Source organism: Methylotenera sp. (assembly GCF_029946165.1).
In the GTDB taxonomy this organism is placed as follows: Bacteria; Pseudomonadota; Gammaproteobacteria; order Burkholderiales; family Methylophilaceae; genus Methylotenera.
In genome coordinates this window covers 20,942-37,707 of the sequence record NZ_JAQSDZ010000016.1, presented here as the reverse complement: position 1 = coordinate 37,707, position 16,766 = coordinate 20,942, and the positions used below count along the sequence as shown (strand labels likewise).

Here is a 16,766-nt window from a genome sequence, read left to right as displayed (position 1 = left end):
TAACCCTATTTATTTTTCTAATCGTGAGTAAAAATGTTATCTGCGTGACTTTAGCATAATTTTTTACACTACTTATCAGCTTTATCATTTGATTTTGATGTGCTTGAGTATTGCTGCCACATGGATTGATAAATACGTTCTAAGTTGCCTGCAAACTGTTTGGTGTCAAACAAGTTAGAAGTAAGCTGAGTGGCAAGCAACTTCTGTTTAATGGCTTCAAGTTCTGTAGGTTTATTAGCCAAATGAACTGCTTTATTTTCATATTCTTCTAGTGAATAGGTGATTAACTCTGCCATATCTGCCGCGCTTAATAAACTGCCCGCCACCCGCGCTGCAAAGGTCTCGCCAACGCAGGTTAATACTGGCAAACCCATCCATAAAGCATCGCTGCAAGTGGTGTGGGCGTTGTAGGGCGCTGTATCTAAAAACAAGTCGGCATGAACGTGGCGTGCTAAATGATCCGCAATGCTCATGCGAGGCGCAAATATCAAACGTTCAGCCGCAATATTGTTTTTTTCAGCTTGGTTGATTAAGTTTTGCTTAGCCCATTGATTGCTCTCTAACAGCCATAGCACGCTGTTTGGTACGGCTTTTAACAAACGCATCCACACTCTAAAAAATTCAGGTGTGATTTTAAAAGTTTGGTTAAAACAACAAAACACAAAGACACCCTCTGGCAAATGACAGCTTTCACGGCTAGGCGATTGACCAATAGGGCGTTTACGGTCATTTGGTTGATAGCAATGCGGTAGCAGCGCGAGTTGTTCAGCATAGTGGTTTGCTGTTTCAGCGGGTGTGATAAAGCTGTCACTCAATATGTAATCGAACAAAGGTTTGTTATCGCTCATCATTCCCATGGTGCCCGGAAAGCCAAGCCAGTTCACATTGATAGGCGCAGGACGTAAAGCAGCAATGCCGCTGCGGCTGGTTTGAGTAAAACCTGTTAAATCCACCAAAATGTCGATTTGGAGTGCGTTGATTTTCTTCGCCGCATCAACTTCAGATAGATTGCGAATATCATGAAACTCGTCAAAAGCCTTTTCTAGCCGAACTCGGGCACGGCTTTTGTCATTCACGCCGTATGAAAAAGCGACAATCTCAAATGCTGTGCGGTCGTGTAATTCAATCAATTCGCTGATTAAGAATGCAAGCGGATGCAACCTGAAATCAGCCGATAGATAGCCGACTTTTATTTTTACAGCACCGTCATGACGACGAAAGTCGGTATCCAGAGACTTTAAGCCACTAGATTCCGTGTCAGGCACGGAATGACTAATTTCCATGCGAGGCTTTTGAAAGTTAAGCGTATCAGCTTGTTTGATGAGTGTGGCATAGCGATTATTCACCCAGTTATTTGCACACAGTTTTTGTTCTTCCGCTGTCGTCGTTGGCATGGCTAAAAAAGCAAATGGCGAAATTTGCGCTTCTGGCACGTTTTTAACCCAATCGCGAATGTTTGAGATATCAGCTTCTAAGCCTTCCCAGTCGCATATATGCTGTTTTTGGTGAACCAAGTGCACTTGTGCATGGTAAAGCTTGGGGTTTAAATCTAAAGCCTTTTGGTAACTTGTAATCGCTAAATCTAACAGGCCTAATTCGCGTTGCACATTGCCTAAATTGTTGTAAATATCGGCATCATCAGGGCTAAGCTGAATCGCTTTTTGATATTGCACAGCCGCCTCTTTAGGCTTACCAAGCTCACGTTGCGCATTGCCTAAGTTGTACAAATAAGCCGCGTTTCTGGGTTGATTTTGCAAAGCCTCTTCGAAACAAGCCTCTGCTACAACATACCGACCCTGAGCATGAGATTCGTTGCCAAGTTCTTGCAAGGCATAACATAAGGCATTGCGAATATTCTCATTATTTTTGAATATCCGCAGCAGCCGCCTAAAATAGCCAGCCGCCTCTTCATAGCGTTTCAGTTCAACACACAAATTGCCGCAATTGATTTGCGCAACAGTATCTTTGGGGTTGTGCAATAAAGCTTGCTGATAATGTTTAAGCGCGTTTTCGTTTGAAGTTTGCATGAGACAATTTTAATTGAAAATAGAGGCGGCTGATGAAATAAACTAAAAACTTCGTTATTTTTCACTATGCTTAGTTTGAAGTGTTTTAAAGCAGGGCGTCAATAGCGAAGCATATTACGCCGACTGTAGGTTTTAAGAACTTGAAGACTCTCATGCGGCGGATTACGCAAGCTAATCCGCCCTACGCGGGCTAAAGGGTTTTGACTTTAACTCCCTTGCTATCGCGCCTACATTTTATTTGCTGTTGGGAGCTTTCGGCAAGCGGCTGTTTGAGCAAAGCGAGTTTCCTATTGCCGCCCAACAGCAAGTGAAATGTAGGGAATTCCGCAGGAACGCGATAGAGGGTGTCTTTTTGTTTGGTTACTTTATTTTGGACAAGCAAAATAAAGTGGCTCGCCTAGAGGCGAAAAGGAATGTTGATTCAATGCATAAGGCTACAAGCCATCAATCAATGTCATTCTGAACAAAGCGAAGAAACTAAGTTTTAAGACTCGTTCAAACGACGGGATTCTTCGCTATGCTCAGAATGACGAGTTAATGTTATAAGCTGAAGACGCTTATTGCGCCGCCGCTAGGCTCTGTAATAAACGCACCTGCGAACTGGTCATTTTTTGAACACCGTTCATTTTGTGGACATATAGTTAGATTTTGCGCCACTTGTGGTGAGCCACCAAAACCTGAAATTGTTCCAATATATTGTTTTCCTTTATAACTATATGTAAATGGATTACCAACAACACCTGAGCCTAATTGTGCTTGCCAAAGCTGATTACCAGTTTTAGCATCCAAAGCTTTAAACCAGCGGTCTAAAGTCCCGTATATTAAAAGGTTGGATGAGGTGGTTAGCATTCCACTGTAGAGCGAATAAGTCTCTGTTTTAATCCAAGCAGTTTTACCGTCTATAGGGTTTATACCAGATAAGATGCCGCGAGGTGATTTCTCATATGAGAAGCCAATCTTAGTATAAAAGCCGCTAGGAAATAGGCTCGCAAACGTTCCCACCCATGGTTTTCCTGATGTGTAATCTAATTTTGTAGGTTCAAATTCCATGCAGTACGGATTCAGTGACACGTATACCAAGCCAGTTTTATGCGAATAAGCCGCAGGGGTTATACCTTTCGCCCCCATATTGGTTGGGCAAATGCCTTTAGTATTAAAATCCTGATGTGTGTTGAACTTAGAGTCTTTACTCGGTACTCCCGTCTTCAAATCCACCCCCGTCGCCCAATTCACAAACGGATGCACCTTCTCCGCCGCAATCAAACTACCATTATTCGCCTGCCAAGTATAAATAAAGCCATTCTTGTTCAGCTGTGTGGCGTAAGTTTTACCCTTATTTTCAAACAAAATCACTTCATTCGTCGCATCATAATCCCACTCATCATGTGGGGTGGTTTGCATTGCCCATTTAGCTTGGCCGGTATCCACATCTCGCGCAAACACACTGCTTGCCCATTTGTTATCACCCGGCCTAACGTCAGGGTTCCAAACCCCTGGGTTGCCTGTACCGTAATAGACTAAATTGGTTTTAGCATCAAAAGAGAAATAACCTGTGACTGCGCCACCGCCATTCTGCCAACCGTCTTTTTCTTGTTGTGGTTTTAACCAAGTACGAATGCCTAATTCGCTTTCGCCTGTTTTAAGTTGCTCATTGGCTAAAGGCTTAAATGAACCGCCTTGTTTATTACCGCCATTCACGTCTTGGTACACACTTAAAGCACTGTATTGTGGATTGGCTTGGTTAAAATCATTGCCTATCAGTACATCGGCATCACTGCCTGTGGAATAGGCTTTCCAAGCGAGTGCGCCATCTTTTAAGTAATAGGCTGCCATAAAGCAACGCACGCCAAACTCACCACCTGCACAGCCTGTCAGCACTTTATCTTTAATCACTTGCGGGGCATTGGTGTTGGTTGCACCTGTTTTAGGGTCATTGACTTGTACTTGCCATTCCAGCTTGCCTGTTTGGGCATTAAGCGCAACGAGCATGCCGTTGTTTTGTTGTAGATAGATTTTGCCATCACCAAAGCCTAAACCGCGATTCACGTTATCACAACACAATACCGCTTGGGTGCTAGGTTCTTGTTTAGGAAAGTAAGACCAGAGTATTTTTTGGTCATTGTTTAAATCGAGTGCATAGACGTTATTAGGAAAGGCTGTGTGTAGATACATAACTCCATCAATGACTAAGGGTGCGCCTTCGTGACCACGATTAACACCTGTGCTAAACGTCCAAGCCAGTTTTAAGTCTTTCACATTGCGGGTATTGATTTGATTAAGTTCGCTATAGCCTTGGTTATTGTATTGACCGCGTGGGTATGCCCAGTTATTGGGATTGTGCATTGCGCGGTCTAGGTCGGGGGCGGCTTGCGTGAGGGTGGGGAGGCTAAATGTGAGCAGGGCTATGAAGCTTAATTTTTTTGTCATTATTTTTAGCCTTCAAATTTTTTGATGATATTGCTTAACATACCACCATTTATTCAAGTGCTACAAATCATTTTTGCTAAACGCTTTAAACCAAGCTTACGCAGTCCAAAACGGTTGGGGTTCATTAACTCAGCGAATTCAATATTCATGGTAATCGGTTCATTGCAAATCATCTGCGCCAGTAATTCTGCGCAAAAGGGCGCGCTGGTAAAGCCGCGACTACCATGTGCAACGTTGATGTAAAGACCGTTAACCCAGGGTAATAACTCTGGCTTGGCGTTTGGGCGGGGCGGCTTGGCTTGTAATAGCTTGTTATCGAGCAATTTGCCTACTAATGGAAAGTAGTCGAAGGAGGTGCATCTGAAGGATACGCGGCCGCCTTTGATATTGTTTTTAAGGTTTTCATGCAGCGCTGATGAAAAGCTTTTTAGTTTGAAAAGATTGGCTTGGTGGTCTTCTTCATCTAATGCAGTGTCTAAATTATCAACCGAGAAGGTTGCACCTAAGCAATGCTGACCATTTTCTGCGGGGCTTAAATAGCCATCACTACATATTATGGATTTTATATTTTGGCTGACACTTGTCGCTTCAAGCATGCTCACTTGACCGCGAACGGCTTGCGTTTTTAGGTGTAAGTTAATGCCTAAATGTTGTGCTTCATTGGCATTTGCGATAATGGCAAAATCCGCTTTTTCTATGAGTTGACCATTTGAGTAAATTTCAAATAAATCATTATTTTTCAATAAACTATCGATATTAGTTAATGTTTTAATTGAGATATTTTTATGAGCAACTAAACGCTTGCAGAGTTGCTCAGGGTTAACCCAAGCAGCTTTTGGAAAATACAGTGCATCATGTGGCAACGTTGCGCCTGCAAGGCTGCTGGCTTCATCAGCACTTACGTATTTCAGAATATCGTCAGCATGATTTTGCGCGGCGACTTTTTGAATGCGCACTAATTCTCTGGGGTTAAAGCCGAGTTGCAACATGCCGCAAACGTTAAAGTCAGCAGGCTTCAAGTGCAGTTGGTTAAAAAATTCTAAGCTATACAAATAGCTTTCAAGTGCAAATCGGCTGGCATCATCATCGCCACTTAAACGTGGATAAAGCATGGCTTGTGGGTTGCCTGAAGCTTCGCTAGCTATTTGGGTGTTTCGCTCAAATAGGGTAACTTTAATGCCACGGCTGGCTAGAGCATAGGCAGTGCTACAACCTGCGATGCCGCCACCAATAATGATTGCTGTTTTAGGATTTGAATTCATTTTTTAGTATGCGATTTTTATTAGGGGATAAAATTTCCAATGAGCATTTCACGTTTTTTGCCAAAGCCAGTGCGCTTAGTCACATTAAAACCAGCATTGATTAAACCTTGGCGCACGTCGCCTGCACTGGTGAAAGTTGCAAATGTTGTTGAGGTTTTTGATAGCCTAGCCATTTGTTGAAATAGTTCGGGTTGCCACATCTCTGGGTTTTTAGCGGGCGCAAAGCCATCTAAAAACCAAGCATCAACTTGGCTGGTGATTTTGCTGAAACTTGCTGTGGCATCGCCAATTAAAAGGCTCAGTTGCACGCGGTTATCATAAAGAGCAATGGTATTAGCGCCGTTAATTAGGTTTTCATATTGCGCCAAAAATGGTTCGCTTACCGCTTTGAGTTGCGGCCAAAAACTTAATGCTGTGCACATATCTTGCAAACTTAGTGGATATTTTTCTGTGCTAATAAAATGCAGCGTTGCATTCTCAGGGCTTGTGTCAAGCCATGTGCTAACAGCGCACAAAAAATTCAAACCAGTACCGAAACCAGTTTCGGCAATAATGAAAGTTTGCATTTCAGCATCAAGCCAGCGCTTCGTTAAGTCATTGCCTTGCAAAAATACATAGTCAGTTTCTAGCAAACCATTGTCTGTAGAAAAGTAAACATCTTGAAATTCACTGGCGTAGGGTTGCCCGTCGCGCCATTCGATGTTGGCAGTATTGCTAGGGAGTTGCATATTAAACGGACTATTATTTTTGTTGGGTTAATTGAAGGTTAAATTTTAAGGCTTAACCGCAATTTTAAAAACCGCTTTATGGAGATGATGCTCAGAGACCATGCCTGAGTGCGCATCTTCAGGGAAGAATATGCAGAATTTATTTGGCGGTGTGCTTAGCCAATTAAGAGGTAAATCTTCAAAGAACTGCACATCATTGGTAGTGTTGAAGTTATCTATTGCTTGTTGGCAGTCTGCAAGCGGCTTCCAGCCCATATTATCTGTACCATCAAGCACTAGCTGAATGTCGATATACTTGCGGTGGCATTCAAGTTTAGCTTCGGCCTTGGTTTGCCCAACACCGCGTTGAATAAGCACAAAGATATCATCGTTTAAGATGGCATGTTTGCCGTTTGGTAGCGTTAATAAATTTGCGGTTTTGATGTATTCGAACACTTGAGGGAAAAGGGGATGCAAGGCTGCATAGCGTTGTATATGGTCAATCGTGTCGATAATCATGGCGTTTACTCATGTCTGTTTAAGCATTACTTCGACATTATTATAAGTTAAATTAACGCATCTCTTCGATTTTCTGGTTTTGCTAAAAGTAAATGCACATCGCCTAACGAGCGCTCCATAAAGCCGCCTTCGCAATAACTTAAGTAAAAGTCCCACATTTTAATGAACTCTTCCGAATAACCGAGTTTGCGCACTTCTTGGATATTGGCAAAAAAGTTCTCACGCCAAATCCTCAATGTAGTCGCGTAGTGCGGGCCAATATCTTCTAAATCGAATAGTCGCAAATCGCTCACTTTAGTCACGCTATTGAGCATGGCCGTGTTTGATGGAATGCAAGAGCCAGGGAATATATAGCGTTGGATAAAATCCACTGATTCTTTTGCATTTTCATAACGCAGATCGGCAATGGTGATGGCTTGAATCAAAGCTAATCCGTCGGCTTTAAGCAGTGAACTCACTTTAGCAAAGTAGGTGTCATAAAACTGATGCCCGACCGCTTCAATCATTTCAATAGAAACGAGCTTATCAAAAGTGCCCGTTAAATGGCGATAGTCTTCAAGTAATAGCGTGATTTTATCTTCTAACCCTGCCGCTTTAACTCTGGCTTTTGCTAGTTCATATTGCTGTTTAGAAATGGTTGTAGTGGTCACGTGGCAGCCATAGTGTGTTGCTGCATAAATGGCAAAGCCACCCCAACCAGTGCCAATTTCAACCACATGATCTGTCGATTTTAAATCCAGCTTATCGCAAATGGTTTTAAGTTTAAGTTCTGAAGCGGCGTGTAGATTTGGTGTGTTCTCGTTAAAAATTGCGCTGGAATACATCATGGTGGAATCTAAAAACAAGGCAAACATGTCATTCCCTAAATCGTAATGGGCCGCAATGTTTTTGCGACTGCCTTCCGTGGTATTGCTATTAAGCCAATGCAGTATTTGTAAAAAGGGTTTGGTTAGCCATTGGTAGCCGCCCTCAAGTGTATCCATGACAGATTGATTGACACACATGAGTCGAATCACATCGGTAAGGTTATCTGCTGTCCAGTAACCCAGCATATAAGCCTCGCCAGCACCTATGCTGCCACCAAAAGCGATTTCGCCATAAAAACGTGGGTCGTGCACATATATGCGTGCACTCAGCCCTTCATTTTTGCCAAAGGTGTGCTGTTCATCACCATCAACAAGTGTCAATCGACCTTTTTGTAGCTGCTGTAAGCGTTTGAGGATTTGCGACTTTGCAAAATCAGCTACCCATTTTGAGCGGCTTTTTTGCTTTAAGCTGGCGGTTAATGTTTCTTGTTGAACAATTTGAGTATTGAGCATTATTTTGTGACTTGAGTTGGGTTTGAATAGAAAGGCACGCGCTTAATCCAAAGTAATAGGGCGTTCCAGTAAATGGCAGCAACGACTTTAACGGTCATGAATGGGTAATGAATTAGAATCCAGTTGAGACTGCTTTGCGTTATCTCTTGGCGTTCTAAGGTTAAACTTGCGTTGAAAATTTGTTCGCCAGCTTTAAGATTTTTCATGTGTATGAATAGCTGATTGGCTTCATGCTTAAATGCCCAATCGTATTGGATATCCATTGGCATAAAAGGTGATACATGAAACTGTTTATCAAATTTAAATGCTGAAGTTTCACCATTTTTAGTTTTTTCAATGGCTGTTTCGTGATTAAAGTCATGCACGTAAGCGTAATCTTCGCCCCACGGGGTGTTGGTGATATGGCTCACAATGGCTTGCAGAGTAGTGCCATCAGCTTCAAAGCAATAGTAAAAACTGACAGGATTAAAACAATGCCCAAAATAGCGCATATTGGTGAGTAGGCGTATGGCACCTCGCGGTTTAGCGCCTGTGGCTTGTTCTATCAGCTCACAAATCGCTTGTTTAAGTGGTATTTTTGGGTCGCCATAGTAATCAGAACGCTTAAACCATGCCAGACTTCTAGTGACAGCAGACCAGTTTTTAATACCATGAAATAGATTTGGCAGTTCGTCTAAATCTAAGTACATCATAAACACTTTGTAGCGAAAGCCATGCTGCTTAGGCTGGAATCTATTGTGTGTGACTAAACCTTGATAAATGGCGCTATTGAGCATTTAGGCTTTACCAATATTAGCTTGTTCAAAGTGTTTAATGGCTTCTAAAGCACTGACCACACCATCTTCATGAAAGCCATTGCGCCAATATGCACCTGCAAAGCCAGTTCTATTTTTACCGCTAATTTCAGCGTGCCTTGCTTGTGCTGCTGCACCCGCCAGTGTGTAAACTGGGTGCATATATTTCAAACGCTTAATCACTTTGGCAGGGTTAATGAATTTAGTGTGATTTAAAGTCACAAGCAGCGGTTCTTTTGATTGTAGGTTTTGCAAAATATTCATGTTGTATGTCACGGCCACTTGCTCAGCATGTGGATTCGTTACATGGTAATTCCAAGCAGCCCATGCCAGCTTACGCTTAGGCATCATGGAAACATCATGGTGCAAAAATATAGTGTTCTGCTGATAGGGAATCGCACTTAATATTTCAACTTCGTTCGGCTTTTTATCGCTAAGTAGTTTTAAGGCTTGGTCGCTATGGCAGGCAAAAAATACATAATCAAATTTTTCCTCTTCGCTATATAGCGGCTTAACATGCACAGATGCCGCTAATCGGCGCACACTTTCTATAGGTGTATTGAGACGAATTTTATTTTTAAAGCTTTCAGTCAATGCGCTTACGTAGCTTGCTGAACCATTAGTAATCGTGCGCCATTGCGGTCTGTTATTCACTGTGAGCATGCCGTGGTGATGGAAAAAGCGTACAAAAAAACGCGCTGGAAAATCGAGCATTTGTCGAGCTTCTGTAGACCAAATGGCTGAACCCATAGGAATGATGTAGTGGTCAATAAACTGTTGGCTGTATTGGCCTTGTTTTAAATAATCACCAAGTTTAATTTCATTGCCCTCAGAGAGTAATTCCAGTGAAGTTTTATTAAAACGCAAAATATCACGAATCATTTGATGAAAAGACGGCTTAAATAAATTAAGGCGTTGCGCAAATAAACTGTTTAAGTTGGTGCCGTTATACTCCAAACCAGTTTTCTCGCTTTGTACACTAAAGCTCATTTCGCTTGGTTGCCAAGCTACTTTTAACTCGTCTAATAAGGCGATGAAATTAGGGTAAGTACGGTCGTTAAATACTATAAAGCCAGTGTCTACATTGTATTCCTGTCCTTCATGCGTAATATGATGCGTATGAGTATGGCCGCCAATATGACTTTCTGACTCGAATACCGTCACATCGTGTTGTTTGTTCAAGTGGTATGCAATAGTATTACCAGCAATACCGCTACCTATAATGGCGATTTTCAAAATACTATTTTCCTAAAGTCTAACTAGTTATTTTTGAACTAGTGATCTTTTTAACTGCTGAGATTGGTCTATTTATTTTTTTTGACTCGCGAATCGCTTTAGGCACGGTTCTGATATCCCAAATCAGGCCGCAGGCCGCAAGTATCTTTAATCCATAATAGGTTAAGTCGACTTCCCACCAGTAAAAGCCTTGTCGTGCCGAGCCTGGATAGTGATGATGATTGTTGTGCCAGCCTTCACCTAAAGTAAAAATTGCAATCCATAGGTTGTTACGGCTTTGATCGCTGGTGGCGTAACGACGATCTCCCCACACATGAGCCAGTGAGTTAACGGTAAATGTAGCGTGGTATAACACCACGGTTGATATTGCAAACCCCCATACCAACAACTGCATACCATTGGTATTTAACACTGGGTAATAACTTTCAAGCCACATGCCAAATAGATAAATACTTAGGCCAAAAAGTATCGGTACCACCACATCAAAACGGTCAAGTAAGCGTAACTCGACAAACTTAGCCAGTTCTTTCACACGTTCCGTTTGTGTGGAGAAGTGTTTATTGGAAAGAAACCAACCCAAGTGACTCCATAAAAAACCATGTTGTACAGGGGAATGCGCATCATCAATTTCATCCGATTTAATATGGTGATGCCTGTGATGCGAAGCCCACCACAAAGGTCCGCGCTGCACTGCAGTGGCGCCGAATACTGCTAATATAAATTGAAATACACGCGTGGTTCTAAAAGCCTTGTGTGAAAAGTAACGATGATAAAAACCAGTGATTGCAAACATTCTTATGCCATACAGTGCAATGGCGAAAACCAATGCAAACCAACTGAACTCAACCCAAAACACAGCGAAACAGGCCAAGTGTAATAATACAAAAGGAACCACTCGCCACAAGTCAATTTTGCGCCAGTTTGCGCGATAATTCAGACCATCATCAGGAATGATGACGGCTTCATTATCAAACCATTTAATAATCTTTTTAAGCATAGTGTTTTGAGCGTTCTAATTTTATGGATGAGTAACTTTGCTTGCGTTGTGAGGCACTTTTCGTAGCTTACTTAAATCGTAGCCAAGGTTTGAGATAAAGCTGGTTAATTTTGTATATTCCGTATCACTGATGGTGGGTGTTCTTGCCATAATCCAAACATAATCACGCGCATTTCTGGCGATCACCGTTTGTGTATAGTCCTCGTTTAAATAAGCAATGCGGTATTCAGATTTTATCGGCCAAATGAATTGCATCCCCCACAAAGCATTACCAGTATTCTCAACAACGAAACCATGTGGATGGTAAGTTTTGAGTTCGCCATTTAAGCTACCTTTATTAAAGGTAAAAGTGGTGGCGATTGTGCCATCTGCATTAAGTTTATAATTTTCAATGGCGTTGTAAGACTGCGTTTCTATGATGGTAGGAATGGCAGCAATAACATACCAATCACCCATGAATTTTGGTAAATCCACTTTTGGCACTGTGGCAATTGGCGGTAATTTATTCGTTGCACAGGCTGATAAAATACTGGCAAATATAGACATAATAAGCACTCTTTTAAATTTATTTAAAATCATATTTTAGTTAACTTTCAATTGGTTAGTTAGTTAAATTAACGTAGTTTGTAATTAATTGTATAGCCTTCAGGCGTAATGGATTTCAGTGCAAGCCACTCGTTATTTGCAGCATACCAAAGCTCAATTTTTAATTTACTCTTACCATTCAAACTGCCATCTAATTTGTAGTGATTGGCTTCTATTTTTTTGTTTTTCACAGCAATTGTTTCAGTACCAAGGTTGGTAAATTTTGTGTCTAACCACTCACCATTTTGTGGGTTTAACAACTTTGCTTGTTTGATAATTTTTGGGTTCCAGTAAGCAAAAGTCATGGTGCAAGCTGGTAAGTTTTGTTTAACTTTGCCATCGTCTACAGTGAACTCTTGAGCAGATAACTTTGCTTTAATATTGCTTTCTACCTTGTTTTCTATGGTGCGCGACTCCAAAGTGTTCAAACAGTCACCTTGCCATTGTTCAACAGCTTTATGGTCATATTGATAAGCATTAATAAACAACACTTTGACATTAAATTTCGCAGCGCTGGTTAGCTCGTTAGTCTCGCTAAGTTTAAATACATGCTGACCAATTTTACTGTTGTCCAAGTACACATCAAACGCCCATTCTTTGGCACTGATGCTCGTAGAAACTAGACTTGTCATTAACAGTCCGCTAATCAATATAGGCTTAAGCATGGCTATGAAGACCTTTCAGGAAACCAAGGAATAAACGCATTTGTGTTTTGAATGTAGCTTAGATAGCCGGGGCGCCGCTCTGCAATATTTTTTTCTAATAAGGCAACGCCGCTCACTTTAAGTAGGAGCAAGGTCATTAAAATTGGCCCCGCAATTGTCCACCACGCACCACCAGCAACAGCGATTAGATAGAATCCCCACCAAACACAACATTCACCAAAGTAATTTGGATGCCGACTGTATCGCCAAAGACCAGTATTAAGTACTTTGCCTTTATGGTTAGGATTAGCTTTGAAAATACTTAATTGCCAATCCGCTATGGTTTCCCATACAAAACCAAAGGTAAATAAGATGCCACCTAAAACATCTAGCCTGGTTAAGAAGGCTTTTGATTCAATGGCGCCAAATAATGGTATTGAAATAATCCATGCTAAAACGGCTTGTAGACCAAAAATTATATAAATACTTTTAAACCAAAAATGAGGTTCATTATTTTGACGAATGGCTACATAGCGATGATCTTCATGTGGCCCCCAATTACGCCAAGTTAAATACACACAGAGCCTGATTGCCCATAAGCTCACTAAAAACAGCACTAAAAACATACGTGGCGTTAAGTCATTAAGTAATAGGGCGTAGGTATAAGCAGCTAACATTAAGAATAAGCTCCACATGCTATCTACATGAGTCACATTCTTTCTAGCTAAACTAATAAGCCACCCAGCAAGCGCGAATAAACCAACGCTGATTAGCCCACTAAAATATAATTGCCAATGGTTCAATTGATGGGGCCTCTTAATGGTTTTATAGCGCTATAGACAAAGCCATCGAAGCGGCTAGAGATTAAAAGCAACAGTGGGGTGATGATTGCCCAGCCAATAGACAATGCAATGTAACTAGCGGTGCTGGGTAAAACAACCGCGCCCAATTTCTGCGCGCCAAAATAAGCTAATGGGCCGCCTACAGCACCAAAAATAACGGCGATTAAGTGTTTATTGCGCATCCAACGAAGGCTAACATTGAGCGTGCTTGTGAATGCCAGCCAAAGCGCTAGTATCCACACAGGTACAATGGCGCTACTCCAACCGTTGTTCACGTAACTAATAAAACCAAAAGAAAGCATGGATTGGTCATAGACAGCGCCAATCAATAATGCGCACAACAACAGTAATAACTCAGCTTTTACACTTTTAGCTTGAGATAAATGCCAAACTAATACAACCATAGTAATCATTACGCCAAACCAAGGCATGCCTTTGCCTGCGCCTACCACACACGCAAACCATGCTATTTGAAACAAGATAAAATTAATAATAATCATGATTGATTACTCTTCAGCAGGGCGTTCAAATTGGTAGTGAGAAACCCACCATTCTTGGCCATTTTTATAACCAAATAACTCAGCACAAGCCATATAAAATATGCGCCAGCGATTGCGCCATTTAACTACTTCATCCGCGCCGTAGGTTTCTTCTAGAATTAGGGTAATCGTACTTTCATGTTTATCCATATTCTCCAGCCAAGCATTGGCTGTTTTTTCATAATGTGTGCCATCCCAGCGCCAGCGCTTGTTTAGCTTTAACTTCTCTTGAAAATGTAAAGGCAAATCATCGCTAGGCATCATGCCGCCTGAGAAGAAAAATTGGCTCATCCAGTCGTCTTCGCCTTGTACTTCAAAAGCATAAGGAGTTGAGCGATGCACAAAGATATGCATAAAAAACTTGCCACCTGGCACCAGCCAATCATGCACTTTGCCATATAAAAGTTTGTGGTTACGCATGTGTTCAAACATCTCAATCGAAACAACTCGGTCAAATGCTTGGTTTATCGAAAATGCACTGGGTGAAAAATTATTCATATCACAAGTAATCACCGTAATATTTTTAAGCCCGCGTTGTGCGGCTGTTGCGGTAATGTGCTCGCGTTGTGAATTTGAATTAGAAACTGCTGTAATTTGACTTTTAGGATAATGCGCAGCCATCCACAATGTCAGCGATCCCCAGCCACAGCCTAATTCTAGAATCTGTTGACCATCTTGCAAATCTGCATGTTCGCAGCTCATCTGCAATGCGTTAGCTTCTGCTTCATCTAATGTCGATGTATCAGGTAACCAAAAGCAACTGCTATATTTACGATGTTTTCCTAAACATAATTCAAAGAATTTTGTTGGCAGTTCGTAATGCTGCGCATTTGCCAGTTCTGGCACTAAAGCGATAGGCGCTTTGTTCATCGCTGCTACAAATTCAGTTTCAATTTGCGCACCAGCTTCGCAATTATCCGCACGTATTTCTTTAAGTCGAGTTTCTGAAAGTTGTCTAATTCCAGCCCTGATTGCGCTATCTGGCACTAAGCCTTTTTCAGCTAACTTAATGGCTAAACTTGTGAATTGCATAATTGCCTTTTATTGTTTTTAAAGTAAATTAAATGAGCTTAATTATTTAATAAGTGGAATGAAAAATATAATAAATTTCACTTACCGACTAGTAGACGTGGCTTTATTGGGTAGGTTCCTTTCCATAACAAATTCATCTCATATACGCTGTATATCTATTTCTAGATGCAAATAATTTTACTTATTAATCTAACTATATTTTTTTGAATCTAAATCTAGTTTATTAACGTATATCAATTAAGTGATCAACTCTGCCCGACTCGATAGGCTATCTCGATCATGATTTTTTAATTTAATGGAGAGTATATGAACAAGCAAAATTGCTTCAAAAAGCGGCTACTGGCTACAGTAGCTTCGACCATTACGCTAGGGGTGAGCTTTAGTTCATCAATTACTCATGCGGAAAATTATAGCAATAAACTTCTTTTGACTGGCGGAGTATCGCAAGTTGAAGGTGCTGCAGGTGGCGGATTGACGCCTTGGGCTGTTATAGGCGGCTATGGTACAAACAATGAAATAGGCGGAAATGTACATTACACCTATGCAAAAACAAACGACTTTCAATTAGATAGCTACGGTGTGACCTTAGGCTTTTATGATCGATTTGAGCTTTCAGTTGCGCAGCAATCATTCGATTTGAGTGACTTAAGAGGCAAGGTTAAAGCAGGGCTTGGGGCCGATGCGATTGGTCGTGATGAGATTGAACAAACTATTATTGGAGCAAAAGTGCGTGTTTTAGGTGAGGCCGTATTAGATGCAGATAACTGGATTCCTCAATTGGCAGTTGGTGTGCAATACAAAAAGAATCATGATGGTGATTTTGTAACTGGCGGCGTGATAGGCGCTAAAAAAGATCATGGTGTGGATTTCTACTTAGCAGCAACTAAGTTGTTGTTAGATAAAAATCTCTTGTTAAACGGTACTGTGCGCATGACTAAAGCTAACCAATTTGGACTTTTAGGATTTGGCGGAAATAAGCACGATAGTTACAGCCCTGAACTTGAACTTTCAGCCGCTTACTTAGTGGCTAAAAATGTTGCCATTGGTGCTGAGTATCGTACTAAACCACACAACTTAGACAATACCGTCGGTGGTGCTGTTGACCTTAAAGAAGATGATGCATTTGATGTTTTTGTAGCCTACACACCATCTAAGAATATTTCACTCACAGCGGCTTATGTCAAATTAGGAAATATTGCTACGGTTAATGCGGTGGGTGCAAATTACGGTAAACAAGAGTCCATTTACCTATCTGCTCAGATTGGCTTCTAAACTAACGATTGAACAAGGAATGATGATGAATTTTAAAATAAAAACCTTACTAGTCGCGCTATTTGCTAGTACAGCACTCATGCAAGCAATCCCTGCAATGAGCGCCGAGAAGGCCACAGCGCCTGTGGCTAGCCCAAACTTAGGTAATATGCCTATGGAAGGCACCGAAACCTTTAAAGCATTTGGCGGTAAAGAAGGTTTAGTTAATATTATGGATGATTTTATGATTGGTTTAATTGCAGATCCGCGCACAAAACCATTTTTTGACAATCCAAAAAAAGACTTTATTAAAGCGATGTTGGTTGAACAAATGTGCGAGCTAATGAATGGTGGCTGTAGGTATTCAGGTCGCGATATGACCTCATCACACGCAAATATGAAAGTAAATCGTGAGGCTTTTAATGCGCTTGTGGAGCAGTTTCAATTTGCAATGGATAAGCATAACGTGCCATTTTCTGCGCAAAACAATTTGTTAGCTAAGTTAGCACCCATGTATCGTGAAATTGAGACGACTAAGGGCGTGGCAGTTCCACCAACCACTTTATCGGCTCAATAGTTAATATT

At 41.3% G+C, this 16,766-nt stretch carries 16 protein-coding genes; 2 read left to right on the top strand and 14 right to left on the bottom strand.

The genetic code is table 11. The annotated features are described in order from the left end of the window. Window positions 1–68: 68 nt before the first annotated feature. The 14 genes from PSV17_RS08830 to PSV17_RS08765 all read right to left on the bottom strand — a co-directional run bounded on the left by PSV17_RS08830 (window position 69) and on the right by PSV17_RS08765 (window position 14,930). Complete coding sequence (locus PSV17_RS08830; protein WP_300481679.1) at window positions 69–2,027, bottom strand: tetratricopeptide repeat protein; 1,959 nt, start codon at window positions 2,025–2,027, stop codon at window positions 69–71. Window positions 2,028–2,567: 540 nt separating this feature from the next. Next, entirely contained in the window at window positions 2,568–4,454 is a 1,887-nt protein-coding gene (locus PSV17_RS08825; RefSeq protein ID WP_300481678.1) for a PQQ-binding-like beta-propeller repeat protein, read from the bottom strand. Between the two features lie 53 nt (window positions 4,455–4,507). Continuing rightward, on the bottom strand, window positions 4,508–5,716 hold the full coding sequence (gene mnmC / locus PSV17_RS08820) for an FAD-dependent 5-carboxymethylaminomethyl-2-thiouridine(34) oxidoreductase MnmC (RefSeq protein WP_300481675.1): 1,209 nt from the start codon (window positions 5,714–5,716) through the stop codon (window positions 4,508–4,510). A gap of 20 nt (window positions 5,717–5,736) precedes the next feature. Continuing rightward, window positions 5,737–6,444, bottom strand: coding sequence for a tRNA (5-methylaminomethyl-2-thiouridine)(34)-methyltransferase MnmD (gene mnmD / locus PSV17_RS08815; protein WP_300481673.1), 708 nt, complete (start codon window positions 6,442–6,444; stop codon window positions 5,737–5,739). Window positions 6,445–6,489: 45 nt separating this feature from the next. Continuing rightward, entirely contained in the window at window positions 6,490–6,942 is a 453-nt protein-coding gene (locus PSV17_RS08810; protein WP_300481671.1) for a YhcH/YjgK/YiaL family protein, read from the bottom strand. Window positions 6,943–6,989: 47 nt separating this feature from the next. Next, entirely contained in the window at window positions 6,990–8,261 is a 1,272-nt protein-coding gene (locus PSV17_RS08805) for a cyclopropane-fatty-acyl-phospholipid synthase family protein (RefSeq protein WP_300481668.1), read from the bottom strand. Continuing rightward, window positions 8,261–9,037 (bottom strand): DUF1365 domain-containing protein, encoded by a 777-nt coding sequence (locus PSV17_RS08800; protein ID WP_300481666.1) that lies wholly within the window; start codon window positions 9,035–9,037, stop codon window positions 8,261–8,263. The genes PSV17_RS08805 and PSV17_RS08800 overlap by 1 nt, the downstream gene beginning before the upstream one ends. After that, the gene (locus tag PSV17_RS08795; RefSeq protein ID WP_300481664.1) at window positions 9,038–10,291 is read right to left on the bottom strand and encodes an FAD-dependent oxidoreductase; all 1,254 of its coding nucleotides are present in this window, start codon (window positions 10,289–10,291) and stop codon (window positions 9,038–9,040) included. Between the two features lie 19 nt (window positions 10,292–10,310). Beyond that, window positions 10,311–11,288 carry an acyl-CoA desaturase gene (locus PSV17_RS08790; RefSeq protein WP_300481661.1) on the bottom strand — a complete coding sequence of 326 codons (978 nt, stop codon included), beginning with the start codon at window positions 11,286–11,288 and terminating at the stop codon, window positions 10,311–10,313. Window positions 11,289–11,309: 21 nt separating this feature from the next. Continuing rightward, window positions 11,310–11,834, bottom strand: coding sequence for a lipocalin family protein (locus PSV17_RS08785; protein ID WP_300481659.1), 525 nt, complete (start codon window positions 11,832–11,834; stop codon window positions 11,310–11,312). A gap of 68 nt (window positions 11,835–11,902) precedes the next feature. After that, window positions 11,903–12,538: a DUF6134 family protein gene (locus PSV17_RS08780; protein ID WP_300481656.1), complete on the bottom strand. Its 636-nt coding sequence runs from the start codon at window positions 12,536–12,538 to the stop codon at window positions 11,903–11,905. Between the two features lie 2 nt (window positions 12,539–12,540). Further along, on the bottom strand, window positions 12,541–13,320 hold the full coding sequence (locus PSV17_RS08775; protein ID WP_300481654.1) for a DUF1295 domain-containing protein: 780 nt from the start codon (window positions 13,318–13,320) through the stop codon (window positions 12,541–12,543). Further along, window positions 13,317–13,859, bottom strand: coding sequence for a DUF2878 domain-containing protein (locus PSV17_RS08770; RefSeq protein ID WP_300481652.1), 543 nt, complete (start codon window positions 13,857–13,859; stop codon window positions 13,317–13,319). The genes PSV17_RS08775 and PSV17_RS08770 overlap by 4 nt, the downstream gene beginning before the upstream one ends. 6 nt (window positions 13,860–13,865) lie before the next feature. Beyond that, entirely contained in the window at window positions 13,866–14,930 is a 1,065-nt protein-coding gene (locus PSV17_RS08765) for a cyclopropane-fatty-acyl-phospholipid synthase family protein (protein WP_300481649.1), read from the bottom strand. Window positions 14,931–15,236: 306 nt separating this feature from the next. Here PSV17_RS08765 and PSV17_RS08760 point away from each other — a divergent pair, with 306 nt between their 5' ends. Continuing rightward, window positions 15,237–16,202, top strand: a complete 966-nt coding sequence (locus PSV17_RS08760) for a DUF3034 family protein (protein WP_300481647.1) — start codon at window positions 15,237–15,239, stop codon at window positions 16,200–16,202. A gap of 25 nt (window positions 16,203–16,227) precedes the next feature. Continuing rightward, window positions 16,228–16,758, top strand: a complete 531-nt coding sequence (locus tag PSV17_RS08755; RefSeq protein WP_300481645.1) for a group 1 truncated hemoglobin — start codon at window positions 16,228–16,230, stop codon at window positions 16,756–16,758. Window positions 16,759–16,766 lie beyond the last annotated feature (8 nt).

Excerpts from the sequence above, each read along its gene's own strand:
- PSV17_RS08770 (WP_300481652.1), bottom strand. The coding sequence starts at position 13,859 with ATGATTATTATTAATTTTATCTTGTTTCAAATAGCATGGTTTGCGTGT.
- PSV17_RS08805 (WP_300481668.1), bottom strand. The coding sequence starts at position 8,261 with ATGCTCAATACTCAAATTGTTCAACAAGAAACATTAACCGCCAGCTTA.
- PSV17_RS08785 (WP_300481659.1), bottom strand. The coding sequence starts at position 11,834 with ATGTCTATATTTGCCAGTATTTTATCAGCCTGTGCAACGAATAAATTA.
- PSV17_RS08760 (WP_300481647.1), top strand. The coding sequence starts at position 15,237 with ATGAACAAGCAAAATTGCTTCAAAAAGCGGCTACTGGCTACAGTAGCT.
- PSV17_RS08790 (WP_300481661.1), bottom strand. The coding sequence starts at position 11,288 with ATGCTTAAAAAGATTATTAAATGGTTTGATAATGAAGCCGTCATCATT.
- PSV17_RS08800 (WP_300481666.1), bottom strand. The coding sequence starts at position 9,037 with ATGCTCAATAGCGCCATTTATCAAGGTTTAGTCACACACAATAGATTC.
- mnmC (WP_300481675.1), bottom strand. The coding sequence starts at position 5,716 with ATGAATTCAAATCCTAAAACAGCAATCATTATTGGTGGCGGCATCGCA.
- PSV17_RS08830 (WP_300481679.1), bottom strand. The coding sequence starts at position 2,027 with ATGCAAACTTCAAACGAAAACGCGCTTAAACATTATCAGCAAGCTTTA.
- PSV17_RS08810 (WP_300481671.1), bottom strand. The coding sequence starts at position 6,942 with ATGATTATCGACACGATTGACCATATACAACGCTATGCAGCCTTGCAT.
- PSV17_RS08765 (WP_300481649.1), bottom strand. The coding sequence starts at position 14,930 with ATGCAATTCACAAGTTTAGCCATTAAGTTAGCTGAAAAAGGCTTAGTG.
- PSV17_RS08755 (WP_300481645.1), top strand. The coding sequence starts at position 16,228 with ATGAATTTTAAAATAAAAACCTTACTAGTCGCGCTATTTGCTAGTACA.
- PSV17_RS08825 (WP_300481678.1), bottom strand. The coding sequence starts at position 4,454 with ATGACAAAAAAATTAAGCTTCATAGCCCTGCTCACATTTAGCCTCCCC.
- PSV17_RS08780 (WP_300481656.1), bottom strand. The coding sequence starts at position 12,538 with ATGCTTAAGCCTATATTGATTAGCGGACTGTTAATGACAAGTCTAGTT.
- mnmD (WP_300481673.1), bottom strand. The coding sequence starts at position 6,444 with ATGCAACTCCCTAGCAATACTGCCAACATCGAATGGCGCGACGGGCAA.